14 protein-coding genes and 1 pseudogene are annotated in these 18,226 nt (G+C 63.3%); 9 read left to right on the plus strand and 6 right to left on the minus strand.

Going from position 1 to position 18,226, the window contains the following annotated elements; genetic code table 11:
• Positions 1-201: 201 nt before the first annotated feature.
• The 3 genes from F3H96_RS05330 (at position 202) to F3H96_RS05340 (ending at position 2,793) form a co-directional block, all read left to right on the plus strand.
• On the plus strand, positions 202-918 hold the full coding sequence (locus F3H96_RS05330; RefSeq protein ID WP_149790888.1) for a response regulator transcription factor: 717 nt from the start codon (positions 202-204) through the stop codon (positions 916-918).
• The gene (locus tag F3H96_RS05335) at positions 915-2,324 is read left to right on the plus strand and encodes an ATP-binding protein (protein ID WP_149790889.1); all 1,410 of its coding nucleotides are present in this window, start codon (positions 915-917) and stop codon (positions 2,322-2,324) included. Before F3H96_RS05330 ends, F3H96_RS05335 begins: the two co-directional genes overlap by 4 nt.
• A 94-nt stretch (positions 2,325-2,418) precedes the next feature.
• Entirely contained in the window at positions 2,419-2,793 is a 375-nt protein-coding gene (locus tag F3H96_RS05340) for a YciI family protein (RefSeq protein WP_149790890.1), read from the plus strand.
• Between the two features lie 19 nt (positions 2,794-2,812).
• Here the strand turns inward: F3H96_RS05340 and F3H96_RS05345 are convergent, their stop codons facing one another.
• Both F3H96_RS05345 and F3H96_RS05350 read right to left on the minus strand, forming a co-directional pair.
• The gene (locus F3H96_RS05345; protein ID WP_149790891.1) at positions 2,813-4,291 is read right to left on the minus strand and encodes a pyridoxal-dependent decarboxylase; all 1,479 of its coding nucleotides are present in this window, start codon (positions 4,289-4,291) and stop codon (positions 2,813-2,815) included.
• A gap of 81 nt (positions 4,292-4,372) precedes the next feature.
• Positions 4,373-5,458 (minus strand): pyridoxal-phosphate dependent enzyme, encoded by a 1,086-nt coding sequence (locus F3H96_RS05350; RefSeq protein ID WP_149790892.1) that lies wholly within the window; start codon positions 5,456-5,458, stop codon positions 4,373-4,375.
• A 194-nt stretch (positions 5,459-5,652) separates the two neighbouring features.
• On the opposite strand from F3H96_RS05350, the gene F3H96_RS05355 reads away from it, so the two are divergent.
• The gene (locus tag F3H96_RS05355) at positions 5,653-7,716 is read left to right on the plus strand and encodes a BTAD domain-containing putative transcriptional regulator (RefSeq protein ID WP_149790893.1); all 2,064 of its coding nucleotides are present in this window, start codon (positions 5,653-5,655) and stop codon (positions 7,714-7,716) included.
• A 217-nt stretch (positions 7,717-7,933) separates the two neighbouring features.
• On the opposite strand, the gene F3H96_RS05360 is transcribed toward F3H96_RS05355, so the two are convergent.
• The 4 genes from F3H96_RS05360 to F3H96_RS05375 form a co-directional block, all read right to left on the minus strand.
• Positions 7,934-8,971, minus strand: a complete 1,038-nt coding sequence (locus tag F3H96_RS05360) for an MBL fold metallo-hydrolase (protein ID WP_149790894.1) — start codon at positions 8,969-8,971, stop codon at positions 7,934-7,936.
• 109 nt (positions 8,972-9,080) lie between these two features.
• Entirely contained in the window at positions 9,081-10,262 is a 1,182-nt protein-coding gene (gene choV / locus F3H96_RS05365; RefSeq protein WP_149790895.1) for a choline ABC transporter ATP-binding protein, read from the minus strand.
• Entirely contained in the window at positions 10,259-11,113 is an 855-nt protein-coding gene (gene choW / locus F3H96_RS05370; protein WP_149790896.1) for a choline ABC transporter permease subunit, read from the minus strand. Before choW ends, choV begins: the two co-directional genes overlap by 4 nt.
• 203 nt (positions 11,114-11,316) lie before the next feature.
• Positions 11,317-12,252, minus strand: a complete 936-nt coding sequence (locus F3H96_RS05375) for a choline ABC transporter substrate-binding protein (protein WP_149790897.1) — start codon at positions 12,250-12,252, stop codon at positions 11,317-11,319.
• A gap of 230 nt (positions 12,253-12,482) precedes the next feature.
• Here F3H96_RS05375 and F3H96_RS05380 point away from each other — a divergent pair, with 230 nt between their 5' ends.
• The 5 genes and pseudogenes from F3H96_RS05380 (at position 12,483) to F3H96_RS05405 (ending at position 18,195) form a co-directional block, all read left to right on the plus strand.
• Positions 12,483-13,094: a thymidine kinase gene (locus F3H96_RS05380; RefSeq protein WP_149790898.1), complete on the plus strand. Its 612-nt coding sequence runs from the start codon at positions 12,483-12,485 to the stop codon at positions 13,092-13,094.
• A 428-nt stretch (positions 13,095-13,522) separates the two neighbouring features.
• Entirely contained in the window at positions 13,523-14,611 is a 1,089-nt protein-coding gene (locus F3H96_RS05390; RefSeq protein ID WP_149790900.1) for a hypothetical protein, read from the plus strand.
• A 34-nt stretch (positions 14,612-14,645) separates the two neighbouring features.
• Complete coding sequence (locus F3H96_RS05395) at positions 14,646-15,794, plus strand: hypothetical protein (protein ID WP_149790901.1); 1,149 nt, start codon at positions 14,646-14,648, stop codon at positions 15,792-15,794.
• A 25-nt stretch (positions 15,795-15,819) separates the two neighbouring features.
• On the plus strand, positions 15,820-17,724 hold the full coding sequence (locus F3H96_RS05400) for an AAA family ATPase (protein WP_149790902.1): 1,905 nt from the start codon (positions 15,820-15,822) through the stop codon (positions 17,722-17,724).
• A 59-nt stretch (positions 17,725-17,783) separates the two neighbouring features.
• Positions 17,784-18,195: pseudogene (locus F3H96_RS05405) on the plus strand (DUF559 domain-containing protein).
• Positions 18,196-18,226 lie beyond the last annotated feature (31 nt).

Genomic DNA, 18,226 nt, shown 5'->3' on the forward strand with positions numbered 1-18,226 from the left:
CACGACACCGGTTATGGCCTTGAAATTTTTCACTAGTTTTTCCGGACTGTAGAATTTTGTTTCTGGATTGTTTCTGGTGACTGTTTCTGGGGAGTCCGGCGGGCTTGGCTATTGCGGCCACTGGCCAAGATGTGGCCCGAATTCTATCGTGTGGGTTGGTCGGCGAAGGGATCGCCTTGGCCAACAAATGACAGGGTTCCAGTGAAATCCGATGCACACATACTGATCGTCGACGACGACAAGGGCATACGCGACCTGCTGCAGGAGTTCTTCCAGAAGCGCGGCCTGCGCACGACGGCGGCTGGCGACGGCATCGAGATGGAAGCGATCCTGCGCCGCACACCGGTGGACCTGATCGTTCTCGACGTGATGCTTCCCGGCAAAAGCGGACTTGAGCTTTGCCGCGAGATCCGCGCCAACTACGCCACGCCGATCATCATGCTGACGGCGGTCACCGAAACGACCGACCGCGTGGTGGGCCTCGAAATGGGCGCCGACGACTATGTGCCCAAGCCATTCGATCCGCGCGAGCTTCTGGCCCGCATCCGCGCCGTGCTGAGGCGCAACGGCGGCGCCGAGCCGCGTCGTCCGGCCGCCAGGGAGGTCTACCGCTTTGCCGGCTGGACCATGGATTGCGCACGCCGCCGCCTGACGGCGCCCGACGATGTACGGGTGGAACTGACGATGGCGGAGTTCAACCTGCTGCAGACCTTCGTCAAAAGCGCGCAGCGCGTGCTTACCCGCGAGCAGTTGATCGAGCTGTCCGGCGGCGACACCGGCTACAGCTTCGACCGCAGCGTCGACATCCTGGTGAGTCGGCTGCGCCGCAAGATGGAAGACGATCCGAAAACGCCGAAACTGATCCTGACGGTGCGCAGCGGCGGTTATCAGTTCCTGCCCGAGACGACGTCCGAATGAGACGCTTCCTGCCGCAGACCCTGCCTGTCTGGGTGCTGCTCATCGTCATTGCCGGCCTCATGATCAGCCAGGTCACGACGCTTTACATCGTCGCGCGCGACCGCGCGGCCGCCAACAGCGTCGTCGATCTCTATCGGCTGAACGACCGTGCCTATTCGCTGGTGCAGCTGATGCATGACGCCACGCCCGAGGAACGCAAGGCGACCGCGTCCGGTCTGTTCAACTCGACCTATGCGCTGACGGTTTCGGACACGCCCGCCGTCACCTCGTCGATCGCCGGCGACGATCAGCTTGCCGAGTTGGAGGATATCCTGGTCGGCCGCCTGTCGAAGTTCGGCATCACCGACGCGCGCGTCCGGCGCGATCCAGCCACCCAGGAGTCCGACGTCCCGGACGGCCGGGCGGTGAACAAGGATGTCGGCCAGGTCGAGCGCGACCTGCTGGTACTGGCCGCGGATTTTGCGCAGAGCGACAAGCTGACCGCATCGTTGCGCTTTTCCGATGGACAGTGGTTGAATTTCACCGAGCCGATCACGCCGGCGGGACCGATTCTGAGCCTCGACAGCCTGCCGCTCTACTCGCTGATCGCCGGCTTGATCATCATCATGTCGATCTGGTCGCTGGCCCGGCTGACCGCGCCTTACCGGATGATGGAGACGGCGGTTAACCGCATCGGCAATGATTTGAAGAGCCCGCCGATCGCCGAAACCGGCAGCCGCGAGATCCGCGCCGCGGCAAAGGCGATCAACGCCATGCAGAGGCGGCTGCGCGATTATGTCGAGGACCGCGAGCATCTGGCCGCGGCGCTTGCCCATGATCTGCGCACGCCGCTGACCCGGATGCGCCTGCGTCTCGAACTCCTGCGCAGATCGCCGGCGCGCGAATCGCTTGCGAACGATCTCGCCGACATCGAAAGCATCGCCAGCTCGGTCATCGACTTCGCCAAATTCGAGGTAACCGAGGAAAAGGCCGAACGGATCGATTTCTGGTCGCTGGTGGAATCGGTCGCCGACTCCTTCGACGGCGCATCCTTCGACGAGGACGCGGCCCCTTCGCGCGGCCTGATTTGCGTTGCGCGGCCGGTCGCCCTGCGCCGTTGCATCACCAATCTCATCCAGAACGCGGTGACCTACGGCAAGAAGGCGCATCTCGGCGTGCGGCGATCGGGCGACATGATCACGCTTTCGATCCGCGACGAGGGCCCCGGTATCCCGCAAGCGAAGCTGGATGCCGTGTTCGGTTCCTTTGTGCGGCTGGAGGAATCGCGCAACCGCACGACCGGCGGCCTCGGCCTCGGCCTCACCATCGCCCGCAACATCGCCCGCGGCGCCGGCGGCGAGGTCAATCTTTCCAATTACCCCGGTGGCGGCCTGCTGACGGAACTGCGCCTGCCCGTGGCAGCTTGAGTCAGGAGCCGGTCAAGCGCGCCGGCGAACCCACTGGATCGGCCGCTTCATCCTTGTGATAGTGCGGCCCATTTCGGCATGAGGAAAACCGACCATGTTCTACGCTGTCCTTGCCTACCACGTCGAAGAGACCGTCCAGTCCTGGACGCCCGAGGAGGATAAGGCGCTGATGAAAGACCTGCTCGAGGTCAACGACAGGCTGACCCGCGAGGGCAAGCTCGGGCCGGCGGCCAGGCTGGGCCCGACCGCGGCAGCCGTCACGCTGCGCGGTCCGGGTGACGGCATGGTGATCGACGGCCCCTTCGCCGAGACCAAGGAGCAGTTGCTCGGCCTCTATGTTCTCGACTGCGCGAACCAGGACGAAGCGATCGCCGCGGCGCGCGACTTGAAGCGCGTCAATCCCACCGCCGTCTACGAGATCCGGCCGATCATGCTCTATCTGCCCGGCGTGCCGCTGGCGGCGCGCTGAACCAGGTTCCCTACACCTTTCAGACCGGTGCCGCAGCCTCGATTTCACGTCCTAGCCGGAGCATCTCGCGGACCGCCAGGTCGAGATCTTCACGCCGGGTGCGGTGATTGGCGATTGCCGCCCTCAGGCAGTGCCGGCCCTGCACCGTGGTATCGGACAGAGCCGCAATGCCTTCTTCCTGGAGCCTCAGCATGATCTCGGTGTTGAACGCCTTGAGGCTTTCCTCCGACGCGCCATCCAGCCGGTGGCGGAAGCTGACGATGTTGATGGTGGTCGGCGCCATCAGCTCAAGCGCCGGCTCCGCCTCGATCAGCCCGGTGAGATAGCGGGCCTGGGCGATGTTCTGGTCGATCAGCCGGCCGAATTTTTCGACGCCGTGCTCCTTCAGCGCCATCCAGATTTTCAGCGCGCGAAAGCCGCGCGACGTCTGAAGTCCGTAGTCGTGCAGCCATTCTCCGGAGGCAAGCCCGCGCGGCGCCGATTCCAGAAATTCCGGCGTCACCGCGAAGCTGGTGCGGTGAGCCGCCGCATCGCGCACCAGCGCGCAGCCCGCCTCGAACGGCGCGTGCAGCCATTTGTGCGGATCGAGCGCTATTGAATCCGCCCGTTCGATGCCGGCGACGAGCGATCCGTTCTCGGGCGCGATCGCGATCAGCGCGCCGATGCAGCCATCGACATGGAACCAGAGGTCTTCTTCGGCCGCCAACGCGGCCAGCGCCTGGAGATCGTCGATCGCGCCGGTGTTGACGGTGCCGGCGGTGCCGATGACGCAGGCCGGCCTAAAACCCGCCGCGCGATCCTCCGCGACCGCCGCCTTGAGCGCGGCCATGTCGATGCGCAGACCCGCATCGCTCGGGATCCGCCGTAGCGCGCGATTGCCGAGACCGAGCGCCTCCATGGCCTTGCGATGGCAGGAATGCACCTGGTCCGAGGCGTAGTAGCGCAGCGGCCTCGGGATGGCGCCGACGCCCCGCTCGCGCACGTCGACGCCCGCCTTGACGTTGCGCGCCACCGTCAACCCGATGATGTTGGCCATCGAGCCGCCGCTGACCAGCGTGCCGCTTGCCGAGGCCGGAAAACCGACCATTTCCTTGCACCAGTTGACGACCTGGCTGTCCATCAAGCCAGCGGCATGGTTGCCGCCGCCGAGGTTGGAACCTTGGATCGCCGCCAGGAAATCGCCGAGCGCGCCGGTGAAATTGCTGGAACCCATGTACCAGGACCAGAAGCGCGGATGAATGTTGCCCATCGGGTAAGGCATGACGTTGCGAGCGACATCGTCATAGACCTCAACCAGCGGCGCCGGCGACCGCGGCAAGGATGTGGTGAAGAATGACCGCACCTCGGCCGGCATCTCGCGCCACACCGGGCGCTCGCGGACATCCTTGAGATAGCCGATGGCGTCTTGGACGATCCGGTGCGAAAGCGCTTCCGCATCGGTCCAATCCGGCGGATCGAGCGTTTCGTCCGTGATCCTTGCTTCCTGAAAGATATCCATCCGGTCTCTCCGCCGCCGCGCGACCGACCCGCGCGCAAAATGGCGACGCCGCCAAGCGGGGCGACGTCGCGGTCCTCGTCGTCAGGCCTCGAACTGGCAGCTCGGCGTCGAGCGCGACAGCGCTGCTTCATCGGCGTCCATCTCGGTCTCGATGCCATCGAAGAGCGGCGTCGACATGTAACGCTCGCCGGTGTCGGGCAGCATGCACAGGATCACCGATCCGGCCGGAGCGGTTCCGGCGATCTGGCGCGCCACGGCGAAGGTGGCGCCGCCGGAGATGCCGGTGAAAATGCCTTCCTGCTGCGCCAGCGCCTTGGTCCATTTAATGCCTTCCGGACCGGAGATCGGCACCACTTCGTCGTAATAGCGCTGGTCGATTGCCTCCTGCAGCACATTGGGGATGAAGTCCGGCGTCCAGCCCTGGATCGGATGCGGCTCGAAAGCCGGGTGGCTGGCTGCCGGCGCGCCGCCGACGCCACGCTCCTGCGCCTTGCCGCTGCCGATCAGCTGCGCGTTGGCAGGCTCGGCGAGCACGATCTTGACCTCCGGCCGTTCGCGGCGCAGCACGCGCCCGACGCCGGCGACAGTGCCGCCCGTGCCATATCCGGTGACCAGATAATCAAGCCTTGAACCGGCGAAATCGTTAATGATCTCGCGCCCCGTGGTCGCCTCGTGGATGGCAGCATTGGCCTCGGTCTCGAACTGGCGGGCCAGGAACCAGCCATTGGCTTCGGCGAGCTCGACCGCCTTCTTGTACATGCCGAAACCCTTCTGGGCGCGCGGCGTCAGCACAACCTTTGCGCCAAGCATGCGCATCAACTTGCGGCGTTCGACGGAGAAGCTGTCGGCCATCGTCACCACCAGCGGGTAACCTTTCTGCGCGCAGACCATGGCAAGGCCGATGCCGGTGTTGCCGCTGGTCGCCTCGACCACCGTCTGGCCGGGCTTCAATTTGCCGCTGCGCTCGCCTTCCTCGATGATGTTGAGCGCCAGCCGGTCCTTCACCGAGGCCGCCGGGTTGAAGAATTCGGCCTTCACATAGATCGTTGCATGCGCCGGACCGAGATTGTTGATGCGGATCACAGGCGTGTCGCCGATCGTATCGAGAATGCTGTCGAACAGCCGCCTGCGCCCGGTGGTCGTTCTGATTTTCAACTGATGCAACATGGCTTTGCTCCTTGATGCGCTCACACACCGGTTACAGGCCGGCGGTTTGGGCGGCGCGGTTTCGACACCTTGCCGCGTTAGTAGCGTCTGACTTGCCGGCAATTCGGCCCGGCAATTCGGCCCGGCGTCGGCAATGGCTGCATCCGGCACGAAATTCGCCGCCGTATGCGCCCTGTCGTGTTTGGTGATAGAAGATGGAACGACTGGTCAGCGTGGGAACGAGCGTGGAAGCCGGCGTGGAATCCGTTCGATCGGCCCTGAAAAGCCAGGCTGCCGGCCTGTCGATCCGGCTGCTCGGCCCGCTCGGGATTGCACGCGACGGCGCCGCGGTCGCGCTGCCATCGTCGCGCAAACTGCGCGCCCTGCTCGCCTATCTCGTCCTGGCGCCCCACCCTGTCGGCCGCGGCCGGCTTTGCGAGCTTCTCTGGGATGTGCCCAACGACCCGCGCGGCGAGTTGCGCTGGTGCCTGAGCAAGCTGCGTGCCGCGCTTGATGACCCGGATCGGCGCCGGGTCGAAACCGACGCCGATACGGTCTCGCTTCGCCTCGACGATGTCCAAGTCGATGCGCTGGATGCCGCATCGGCGGTGGCCGAAGGCGTCGAGACGCTGGATCTCATGCGCCTGCAAAAGCTGTCGCGGCATTTCGCCGGCGATTTTCTCGATGGCCTGGAGCTCGATCGCAGCCCGCATTTCGGCAGTTGGCTGACGGCGCAGCGCCGTCGGTTTCACTCATCTCATATCGCCGTTATCGAGCATATCATCCGCCTTTTGCCGCCGGAGACCGACGAGGCCAGCGCCTATCTGGACAGTTGGCTGGAGCTTGCACCCTTCGACGGCCGCGCGCATGTCGCGTTGTTGGAAAACCTGGCCAGGCGCGGTCAGATCGCCGCCGCCGAACGGCATCTCACCGCTGCGGCGGAGTTGTTCCGCTCGGAAGAATTGGATTTCACGGCGATCCGCGAAGCATGGCACGAGATTAGAGCCCGGAATGCAGCTGCGATGTCCTGCGCCCGATCCGGGCCGTCTTTTCCGGTCCCGCCGCCGATCGCCGCGATCGAGTCCGAGCCGGCCGCGACGCGCCGGGCTTCGCTGGCGGTCATGCCGTTCGCCGAGGATGCCGCAGCTTTTCGTGGCGGGCTGGCCGACGGCCTGACACACGACATCATCACCCGTCTCGCCAAGCTGCGCGACTTTTTCGTCATCGCCCGCGGCTCGGTGTTTGCCCTGGCGGAGAAGAACATCGCGCCCGACGACGCCGGGCGCAGGCTGAATGTCGACTATGTCGCGACGGGTTCGGTCCGCAATTTGTCTGGTCGCGTCATCGTCTCGGTCGAACTGGTCGAGGTGCGTACGGCGAGGATCGTCTGGGTCGAGACCTTCGAGCACCAGCCGGACGAAATCTTCGTCGTCATCGAGGATATCGGCAACAGCATCGTCTCCTCGATCGCCGCCGAAGTCGCGACGGTCGAGCGCAACCGCGCATTGCTCAAGGCGCCCAACTCGCTCAACGCCTGGGAGGCCTATCATCGCGGCCTGTGGCACATGTATCGCTTCACCCGCCAGGAAAACGAACTGGCGCAGCACTTCTTCGGCGAGGCGTTGAAGCTCGATCCCACTTTCGCCCGCGCCTATGCCGGCATGTCCTTCACCCACTGGCAGAACGCTTTCCAACGCTGGGGCGATCGCGACCGTGAGACGGCACTGGCCTTCGAAAGCGCCGGCCACAGCCTTCTGGTCGACGACCGCAACCCCGCCGCGCACTGGGCGATGGGCCGCGCGCTGTGGCTACGCGGCGAGCAGGAAGGCTCCCTGCTTGAACTGACAGAGGCGGTCGACCTCAGCCCGAACTTCGCGCTCGGCCACTATTCGCTGTCCTTCGTGCACTCTCAGTCGGGCGATCCCAGGTCGGCGATCGGCTCGTCCGATCATTCACGCCATCTGAGCCCCTTCGACCCGCTGCTGTTCGGCATGATGGGCGCTCGCGCCATGGCGCATGCTCGCCTCGGCGAATACGACGAAGCTGCGGAATGGGCGCTGAAGGCGGCCGCAAGGCCCAATGCCCATGTCATCATCCTGGCGATCGCCGCCCACTGCCTGGCACTGGCCGACCGGCGCGACGAAGCGGGAAACTTCGCCGCCGCGCTCCGCAACACGTTGCCGGATTACCGCGCCGACGATTTCATCGCCACCTTCCGCTTCGATCGCGACGGCGAGGCTTTGTTCCGGAGCGGCGCCAAGCTCATTGGGCTGAACTGACTCCGAAACATGTCGCCCAAGACGACGCACTCTGGAGCCAGGAAAAGTGTGACACGGTTTTCCGTCAGGAAAACAAAGAACGTTTCGCCGTTTCCGTGAAACGGTGAAATGCTCCAATGCATGTCGCCCAGAAGTGTGCAGCGGTTCTGGGATGACGACATGCATCAAAACAAAGACTTAAAGCGCGTCGCCTGAATCCGTTTCAGCGCGACGCGCTTTAATGGATCAGCGGACCGCTAGCCTTTCGCCAGGCATCGATGCCGCCCTGAATGTGGCGGGCGCTGGCGATGCCGACGTCCTGCGCCGCCTGCACAGCCATCGCCGAACGCTCGCCGAAGGCGCAGTAGAACAGAAGCTGCTTGCTCGTCGACTTCGCCAGCTCATGCAGCATGCCGCCGGCGGCGATGTTTTCCTGCAGCCGTCCATAAGGCAGATGGATCGCGCCGGGGATGACGCCGTGGCGCTCACGCTCGGTCTGCTCGCGCAGGTCGATCAACGCCACGTCGGGCCGCCCGACCAGCGCCAGCGCCTGTTCGGCGGTTACCGCCCAGCCGCGGCTCGCAATATCGTCCTGATGCAGTCCCACCCTCATATTCGCCGGCACCGCGACATCCATCATCTTCGGGTTGGACAGATTGAGATTGTTCATGATGTTCACATACTCGTCGACCGACTTCACCTGCAGGCGCGGGTTGAAGGCCTTTTCCTCGCCGATCGTCGACACCGTCTCGCCCTTGTAGTCATGCGCGGGAAAGACCAGCGTTTCGTCGGGCAGCTTGAGCAGGCGGCCGAAGATCGATTCATACTGCTGGCGCGGATCGCCATTCTGGAAGTCGGTGCGACCGGTGCCACGGATGAGCAGCGTATCGCCGGTGAAGACACGGTCAGGCAGGATGAAACTGTAGGAATCGTCGGTGTGGCCGGGCGTATAGATGACGTCGAGCGCCAGGCCCTCGATGCCAAGCTTGTCGCCGTCGGCAAGCCGCATCGACACCACGTCGGCCTTGGTCTGCTCGCCCATCACCGTCACGCAATGCGTCTTGTCGCGCAGCGCGCCGAGGCCGGTGATGTGGTCGGCATGAAGATGCGTGTCGACCGCCTTGACCAGCCTGAGGTCGAGTTCGTTGACCAGTTGCAGGTAGCGATCGACCTTCTCCAGCACGGGATCGATGATCAGCGCCTCGCCGCCCCGGCGGCTGGCCAGCAGATAGGAATAGGTGCCCGAAACGGAATCGAAGAGCTGACGGAAGATCATTCGCGTCCCTTTCGCCTGACGTCGTGATCCGGCTGTTAGCCAGTCTAGAACAAGCTCGAAGGGCCCGCCAGCGGAACACCTCACGCTTGTCCAAAAAAGGCGGGAACCCCTACCGCCTGAGCACCGCGCTCAGCACGTCCCTGATGCCGATGGCCCCGACGAAGCGCGATCCTTCGTCGAACAGCGCCACGGGTGCGGTCTGCGAGCGGTGCATGGCCAGCATCACCGTCTTCAACGACGTGCCGGGATTGGCCCAGAACACTTGCGACCCCTCCTCCGGCTGGCGCTCGACATCGGCGCAGGATACCCACACCGCTGGCTTGCCGTCGCGCTCGGCCGCGGCCACCAGGCCATGCCCGTCGATCTTGAAGCGCGTCGTCTTGCGCCGGTCGAGCCACACCCAGCCGTCGTCGCCCTGCTCCAGGTCGCGACGGTCGCGCATCACGTTCCACGCCGTCAGCACCGACAGCGGGTTAACATTGGCGATGAAGTCGCGCACATAGTCGTTGGCGGGCCGCAGAACGATGTCTTCCGGCGCGCCGGTCTGCACGATGCGGCCGCCCTCCATGATCGTGATGTGGCTGCCGATCTTCAGCGCCTCCTCGAGGTCGTGGCTGACGAAGATGATGGTCTTCTTCAGCTCGGCCTGGAGCTGCAGGAGTTCGTCCTGCAGCTTGGTGCGGATCAGCGGGTCCAATGCCGAGAACGGCTCGTCCATCAACAGGATCGGCGCCTCGGTGGCGAAGGCGCGCGCCAGACCGACACGCTGCTGCATGCCGCCCGAAAGCTCGTGCGCGTATTTCTTCGACCACTGGTCGAGGTGGACGAGCTGCAGCTGCTTGTGCACGCGCGCCTTGCGCTCTGCCTCCGGCACGCCTGCGAGCTCGAGGCCGAAGCCGACATTTTCCTCGACCGTGCGCCACGGCAGCAGGCCGAACTGCTGGAACACCATGGCCACTTGCTTCTGGCGCAGCCGGCGCAGGGTCGCTTCGTCGCAGGTGACGACATCGACGGTGCGGTCGCCATCCTTGACCAGCACCTGGCCGCGCGACACGACGTTCAGCCGGTTGACCGCCCTGAGCAGCGTCGACTTGCCGGAGCCGGAAAGGCCCATCAGCACCGAGATCTCGCCCTCGTGCACGGTGAGGCTGGCGTCGGCGCAGCCCAGCACGTTGCCGGTCTTTTCGAGGATCTCGGCACGCGTGGCGCCCTTGTCGATCATCGCCAGCGAACCTGATTGGTCAGCGCCGAAGACGATGTCTACGTTCTTGAAATCAACCGCGACGGTCATTTCTTGCCTCCAACGCCGATGCGGGTCATGCGGTCGAGCACGATGGCGAGCACGACGATGGCGAGGCCCGCCTCAAGCCCGAGATCGATGCGGCGCGAGCCGAGCGCGCGGTTGATTTCCGTGCCGAGGCCGCCGGCGCCGATGAGGGCGGCGAACACCACCATCGACAGCGACAGCATGATCGATTGCGTCAGGCCAGCCATGATGGTCGGCAGCGCCGATGGCAACTCCACCTTCCACAGCAGCTGGCTCTTGGTGGCGCCGAAGGCCTCGCCCGCTTCGATGATTGCCTTGGGCACCGAAACCACGCCGAGATGCGTGAGCCGCACGGCTGTCGGAATGACGAAGATGATGGTGACGATCAGTCCGGGTGCGTTGCCGAGCCCGAACAGCGTCAGCACCGGGATCAGGTAGACGAAGGTCGGCAGCGTCTGCATCAGGTCGAGCACCGGCAGCATGATGCGATAGACCTTCGGCTTGTGCGCGGCCCAGATGCCGAGCGGCACGCCGATCGCCATCGCCATCGCGGCGGCGGCCACCACCAGCACCAGCGTCTGCACCGTCTGTTTCCACAGGTTCTGGTTGATGATGAAGATCAGGCCGAGAAAGACGCCGATGGCGAGAGGTCGCGAACGCTGCAACAGCCAGGCGACGATCGCGATGACCAGCGCCAGCAGAACCGGTGGCACCATCAGCAGGAGATCCACCGCCCCGTCGAGGATGAAATTCAGCCCGTTTGAAAACGCCCGAAAGACGGTGTCGAAATTGTCGGTCAGGAACCCGAAGAAGGCCTTGCCCCATGGGCCGATGGGGATTCTGTAGTCGGTCAGGAATTTCGAAATCGGATCCATCTTTCCCCTCTCGGCTCCGCCGCGCTTGACGTAAGGTCATCTTCTCACAGATTAACGCATGTCACCCAAAAGTGTGCAGCGGTTTTGGGAAAACGACATGCGTCAAAACAGAGGCTTAAAGCGCGCCGCGCTTTAAGAAAAAGGGCAGCCTCTTCTAACTGGCTGCCCTCTTCCCGGATCGCTATTCCGGACTCAAAGCCGGCTCAGCTCCCGAGCGCGGTCTTGATGGCAGCCGCCGCGTCGCCGCCGTCGAAGGTGGTGACGCCGGCGATCCAGGGCGTGATCGCGTCCGGATGCTTCTTCAGCCAGTCGGTCGCCACCGTCTGGGCGTCGCCGCCCTTAAGGATCGCGTCCATCATCTGCCCTTCCATGTCGAGATTGAACTTCAGGTTGGCGATGAACTTGCCGGCGTTCGGGCATTCGGTGGTGTAGCCTTTGCGCACGTTGGTGTAGACGGTGGCAGCGCCGAAGCCGCTGTCGCCCATGCCCTCGAGATATGTGATCTTCATAGCGCCCATCACCGGATGCGGCGTCCAGCCGAGGAAGGCGATCCACTCGTTGTTCTTCATCGACTGCTCGGCCTGCGTCAGCATGCCAGCCTCGGAGGACTCGACAAGCTCGAACCCGGCCAGATTGTCCTTCGGGTTCTTGATCATGTCGAGGATGATGCGGTTGCCGTCATTGCCGGCCTCGATACCGTAGATCTTGCCGTTGAACTTGTCCTTGAACTTGCCGAGGTCGGTCAGCGTCTTGACGCCGGCGTCCGCGACATAGGTCGGCACGACGATGCCGTAGCCGGCGCCGGTCAGGTTGGTGCTGATCGTCTCGACGGAACCGTCGGCGGTATAGTCCTTGATGTCGTTGGTCATCGACGGCATCCAGTTGCCGAGGAAGACGTCGAGGTCCTTGTTCTTCAGCGACGCATAGGTCACCGGCACCGAGAGCTGGATCACCTGCGGCTCATAGCCGAGCGCGGTGAGCAGCACCGAGGCCAGGCCCGTGGTGGCTTGGATGTCGGTCCAGCCGACATCGGACAGGCGGACCGCCTTGCAGCTCGCCGGATCGCCGGCATAGGCGGCGGTCGTGGACAGAAGCGCCGCGAGGCCGAGGCCTGCGACGAAAGATTTCATACGCGACATAAACTTTCTCCCATTGGAATTCAGAGGCAAAGCGAAGTCACGGTTCTTGCGCCCGCCTTGTTTCGTCAGCCAAACACCATTTTGATGTTGTTTCAAGCGGTTCAGCATCACGATGAACGGCGCGCGCTGGCCATTAAGCGACATGACGGCTTTTTGAGCGACATGGACTTTTTGGTGGACGGAGCCGGTGCCCTCTCCCCGCGTGGCAGCAAGTCGGCTTAAAAGGCCCCATGGCCAAACTTTACTTCCACTACGCCACGATGAACGCCGGCAAGACGACCATGCTTTTGCAGGCGTCCTACAACTATCGCGAACGCGGCATGTCGACGATGCTGTTCGTCGCCGGCCACTATCGCAAGGGCGACAGCGGGTTGATCTCGTCGCGCATCGGTCTCGAATCCGAGGCCGAGATGTTCCGCGGCGGCGACGATCTCTATGCCCGGGTCGCCGAGCATCACCAGCATGTTCCGGTGCATTGTATCTTCGTCGACGAGGCGCAGTTCCTCGAGGAGGAGCAGGTCTGGCAACTCGCCCGCATCGCGGACCGGCTGGGCATTCCTGTCATGTGCTACGGGCTGCGTACCGATTTCCAGGGTAATTTGTTCTCCGGCTCGCGCGCGCTGCTTGCCATCGCCGACGACCTGCGCGAGGTGCGCACCATCTGCCGCTGCGGCCGCAAGGCGACGATGGTGGTGCGCCTCGGCCCCGACGGCAAGGTGGCCAAACAGGGCGAGCAGGTGGCGATCGGCAAAGATGTCTATGTTTCGCTCTGCCGCCGCCATTGGGAAGAGGAGATGGGCAGGGTAGCACCCGACGACTTCATCGGCTTTGTCAGCCGCTGAGCCGGAATGTTCCCGGCAACAGAATGACCTTTACCGGCCTGACCGCCGATGGCGACATCGCCAATGTGATCGGCTGTCTCAAGGCCGACCCCAAAAGCCCTGATCGGCGCCCGCGAACCCGGTATGGTCCGTAAACGGCTCACTGCCGATCCGCTGATTTCGGAGAGATCCGCGACAAGAGATTTGCCGGCGCCATTTCACGGCACTGGCTATTTTTGCAAAAACAATAACTTAACGCATATCGGCTAAAGCTGTTCGACGACGGTGCGCATTACTGGGCGCTATGCGCATGCTTGCCTTGTCTTTCAAGAACCTAACCAATTCTTTTGTTTTGACGCCTCTCCTTGTCTTCCTTCTTTCAATCCCTTGAAGCCCCACATATATTCGCCGCCACGACACGGAAACGGATGCCGAAGCGGGAGGCCCCAATGGCGACATTGCAGAATTTCGATGCCGAAATTGCCAAGACCAAGCAGGTCGTGCAGGACATGCGCACCAAGATCGAGCAGTCCGGCACCGTGCTCGACACGCTTGCTCAGGCCGACAAGAAGATCGGCGACGCCAATTTCGACATCGAGAATGCCCGCATCGAGGATGTGCTCCAGCAGCAAAAGGTGATGGAGGGCAATATCGCCGACCTGATCATCGGGCTTGAGGACGCCACCAACGTCTTCGGCGCCGAATTCGAGAGCATGAAGAACTATACCGGCTGGGAAAACTTCGTCGGCGTCTTCTCGGCGCAGCGCAAGCAGCGCATGCGCACCGATCGCGTGCGCAACATGTCGCTGGCCGGCAATTTGCAGGAGCTTCTGGCGAAGTCGGATACCATCGTCGGCATCTTGAAGGCGCAGAAACAGGTCCTCGACCAGCGTTACAAGACCTCCGAGACCAGCCTGTCGCAGGTGATCGAACGCCGCAAGACGACCATGACCAATCTCGAAGCGGTGCAAAAGCGCATCGAGGAATTGAACCCCTTGCTGCTGGACATCGAGAACAAGATCGCCTCCTCCACCACCCAGAAGGAGCGCACCGAGCTCGAGGGCGAGCGCTCGAAGATGGCGACCGAATACAACGAGAAGCAGGCCAAGGAGCAGGAACTGCTCGCCGAAAGCCAGACGCTCGAGCGCTACACCTCGATGTTCCAGACCTTCGTGGATTCGCTCAACAACCAGATCGCCGCGCAGTCGACGCTGATCAACAAGCTGACTATCGACACCGAGCAGCGCATCGTCCTCTACAAGGCGCTGGAAGATTCGCTGAAGACCGCCGCCCAGCAGGACGTCGCTCACAAGATCAACACGCTGGGCAGCCAGGTTGACAATACGGCCGAGGAGACGATGGCCGGCATCGGCGCCGCTTCCCAGAAGCATATCGGCGATCTGCTCGAAATGCATGAAAAGAACATGGTGGCCAGCGCCGACATCCAGCGCCGCAAGAAGCTCGCCGACGACGCCTTCGCGCGCCGCTTCGACGACGTGATGAAAAAGCACAATGCCGCCAACTATGTGCAGCAATAGGCGGCGCCGCTGACTTCATTTCCACGGCAGCCACATGAAACCTGAGAACGACGCCGCGGCACGTTATTTTTCCGCCATCACGGCGGCACTGAGCGGGCTGGAAGTGTTCATGCGCGACGATCGCTCGCCGCTCTACCGGCACGGCATCGTCGCCAAGATCGTCGCCGAATACATCGCCCGGCTGGACAAGTCCTTTGCCTGCTGGCGCAACCGGCTCGGCTTCATGGACACGTTCCGCATTTCGCGCGCCGACAGCGGTTTTCCGGTCTTCCAGAACCTGCTCGAACTGGAAAACGACCGCCAGCAGGCCGACGCCCGTCTGGCCAACATCCCGCAGGCCGGCGAGCTGCGCGAGGAGATGGCCGACTTCATCCTGCGCCACAAGGAGTTTCCCGCAGCGCTTCAGAAATCGATGGCCGAGCGGCTCTATCTGGAGGACGTCAAGAGCGAGGCGACGTTCGGCCCGTTCACATTGGCGCAGACGGCGAAGGTCTCGGTCAACCCGAAGACCATGCGGCCCTATTATCTCGTCCACTGGGCCTCGTTCGACGGCAGCGCCAACCTGCCGCTGGTCTACATGGTGACGGTCGAGGACTCTTCCGACAACATGGTGCGCCAGCTGGTCGACGGCAGCACGGGCAAACTCAACGAGAGGGTCGATATTCCGCTTCCCGTCGACGGCCTGCTCAACCCCGAGCTTGCGCACCGCTTCGACGACTTCACCGAGAAGAATTCGGCCTACACGCTGTCGCCGGCGACCATCGCGGTCAATCTCGACAAGGATTTCGAGCCGCTGCATCCCAAGCAGTTGCGGCGCGTCGTGCTCGGCCCCTTCTATTCGGCCGGCATCACCGACAACAATTCGACGGTGGCGGAGGTGCTGGCCAAGGTGCGCAAGCCGGAGAACGCCTGGCTGCTGACCTGGACCATCCAGGAGGTCTTCTCCAAGAGCGAGAAGCCCGGCCGCAGGGGGCTGTTTTCCAGCGAGAAGACGACGCAGGAATTCTTCATCAACACCGACGATCTCGAAGCCGCGCGCCAGGGCGTGTCGAGCTACGAGAACCACGCGCTGATCCCGCACGAGGCCTACCAGGCGCTCTATGCCGCCGGCGAGGCGCAGAAGATCTTTTCTGGCTACAAGGTCCACATCCTGTCCAACGGACAGGTCATCAGCGACGTATGACCGTCGAAACCGCGGAGCATCCTTCATGGACACCGGCCTGACCACGATTTCGGAAGCCGCCATCGAAAAGCACCGCACCACCGCGCAGAGCTTCATCACCCGCATCGTCGTGCTGGAGGATCCGTCGCGCGAATCCGGCACGGCGCTTGCCGGCACCAACCGCCGCTTCGTCTCGACCGTCTCGGTCGGCTCGGTGCGCCGCACCCGCGAGGTCGAGCTCTCGAAGACCGTCGGAGCGATCCATCCCGACGACCAGTTGATGACCATTCCGCAACACACGCTTCTCTACCGCGCCCGGCGCGGCCTGGCGATCGCGCTCGCCATTTCGGATGTCTTCGCCGAAGGCTCCGACCTCGAGAGCCTGCAGGCGAAGAACGTCCGCGCGCCGCTCGAAGGCGACGAGGCGGCGACGTTTAAGAAGCTTCTGTCGGCCTCGGCTTATGTTTCGGCCTTCAGCCTCGCCTCTTACCTTTTCCAGCTGATCGACAGCGACGGCGAGGCGCCGAACGACATCCCCGAGCCCGATTTCCTGTTCGATACGCCGCAGGACGCGGTGAAGTCGATTGTCGCAGGCTTGGACAAGGCGATCGCCGGCTCGAAGGACGATACCGACCTGACGACGCGGGCGCGCGCCTTTGCCCGCGTCGCCATCGACGGGCTTTTGGCGCGCAAGGGTCGCTTCGACGGCATCGGCCCGTTCGAAAACGCGCATATCCGCATCGATGTCGACGACTTCACCCTCGACGGCTTCGACGTCGCGCCCGGCAAGCGCGCCAAGCCGCTGGTGATGACCTTCAAGAAACCCGAAGAGGTTGTCGGCAATCACATCGCCAAATTCCAGTCGGTCAGGCTGGCCAAGATGCTGATGGCCTACGACTTCGAGCGCGAGCTGAACCCCTTCGTCGAGCTCGGCGGCTTCCTCTTCACCTTCATCGGCGACGGCGCGCCCGGCACCGGCAAGACGACGCTGATCCAGATGATCGCCGGCCTCGTCAACGGCTACTGCCAGGTCGCCGGCTATCCCTTCGCCTACGAGAATTTCGGCGTCGACCAGATCTCGTCCTACCAGGGCAAGTCGGGCCAGAACTGCCGCCAGTTCATCAACAACGTGCTCAACCCGCGCGCCATCGGCTTCGGCACCATCGACGACATCGACCAGGTGGCGGCGCGCCGCTCCGACGACCGCGCATCGGCCGGCCAGCAGGAAATCACCGGCGTGCTGATGGACGCCTTCGCCGGCGCCTCGACAGTGGTGCGCGGCAACTGCGCCTTCGGCATGTTTTCCAACTATCCGGAAAATGTCGACGATGCGCTGCGCCAGCGCGCCGGCGCGCGCTGGCTGGTCGACGGGCCGCAGACCCGCGACGACTATATCGACATCTTCGTGCTGCTTGCCGGCAAGAACCACAAGATCCCGCTGGGCGAGCACGAGCTCTACGCCGCGCAGGAGATTCAGCGTGCCGTTGCCGAGGCCTATGTAGAGCATGAGAAGCCCCAGGAAGACGGACTGATGAAGGTCTATGAGCGCTACATGAAGGAGAATGGCGCGCCGAAGACCATGGCCGATGTCGGCACCTACCTGCACATGATCAAGGACGCCGAGCCCCGCTTCACCGGCCGCGCCATCAAGAACGTCACCGACGCCATCAAGATGCGCGCCATGGACATCGAGCTGCCGGACGACTGGTTCGAAAAGCCGGAAGCCTTCATGCACAAGAGCTACGACGACAAGAAAGCGATGATCGAGGAATTGCGCGGGCCGTTCTCGATGGACATGGTGATGCAGGAGATCAATCGCTACGCCGATTCCGAGTTCCGTTATTCCGACAAATCCGACGACGCGGCGGTGGAGAAGCTCCTGCGCGACGCGCGGCTGCGCGAGCGCGCTGCGCGCGAGATGGAGGAGTTGAAGAAGAAGGGGCTGTGGTGATCTTCCTTCTCCCCGTTCACGGGGAGAAGGTGCCCGAAGGGCGGATGAGGGGCAGCGCCATGCGCGGTGGAAATGAGCCAAAGGTTACGAGAGCCCGTGAGCTGCGGAAGGTCGAAAATGATGCCGAGCAAAGACTGTGGCACGAACTGCGCGGACGGCGATTGAATGGGCACAAGTTTGTTCGCCAATTACCGATTGGCCCCTATTTCGCGGACTTCGCCTGCCGTGAAGCCAACCTGGTCGTGGAAGTCGACGGGAGCCAACATGCGGGTCGATCTCGGGATCGATACAGGGATGAAACGATGAATCGCAACGGTTGGTCAGTGTTGAGAGTTTGGCACTCGGATGTTTTGACCAGCCTTTCGAGCGTGCTGGATACCATTGTTGCAGCACTGGATGGGTCGGCTGGATCGCAAGATGATTGGTGTCGATGCGAAATTTCTGCCGGTCGCAAACCCGGAGCGAGGATGATGAGTGTCTGCGCCGCCCCTCATCCGCCCTT

The organism is Mesorhizobium sp. NFR06 (assembly GCF_900115245.1).
Lineage (GTDB): Bacteria > Pseudomonadota > Alphaproteobacteria > Rhizobiales > Rhizobiaceae > Mesorhizobium.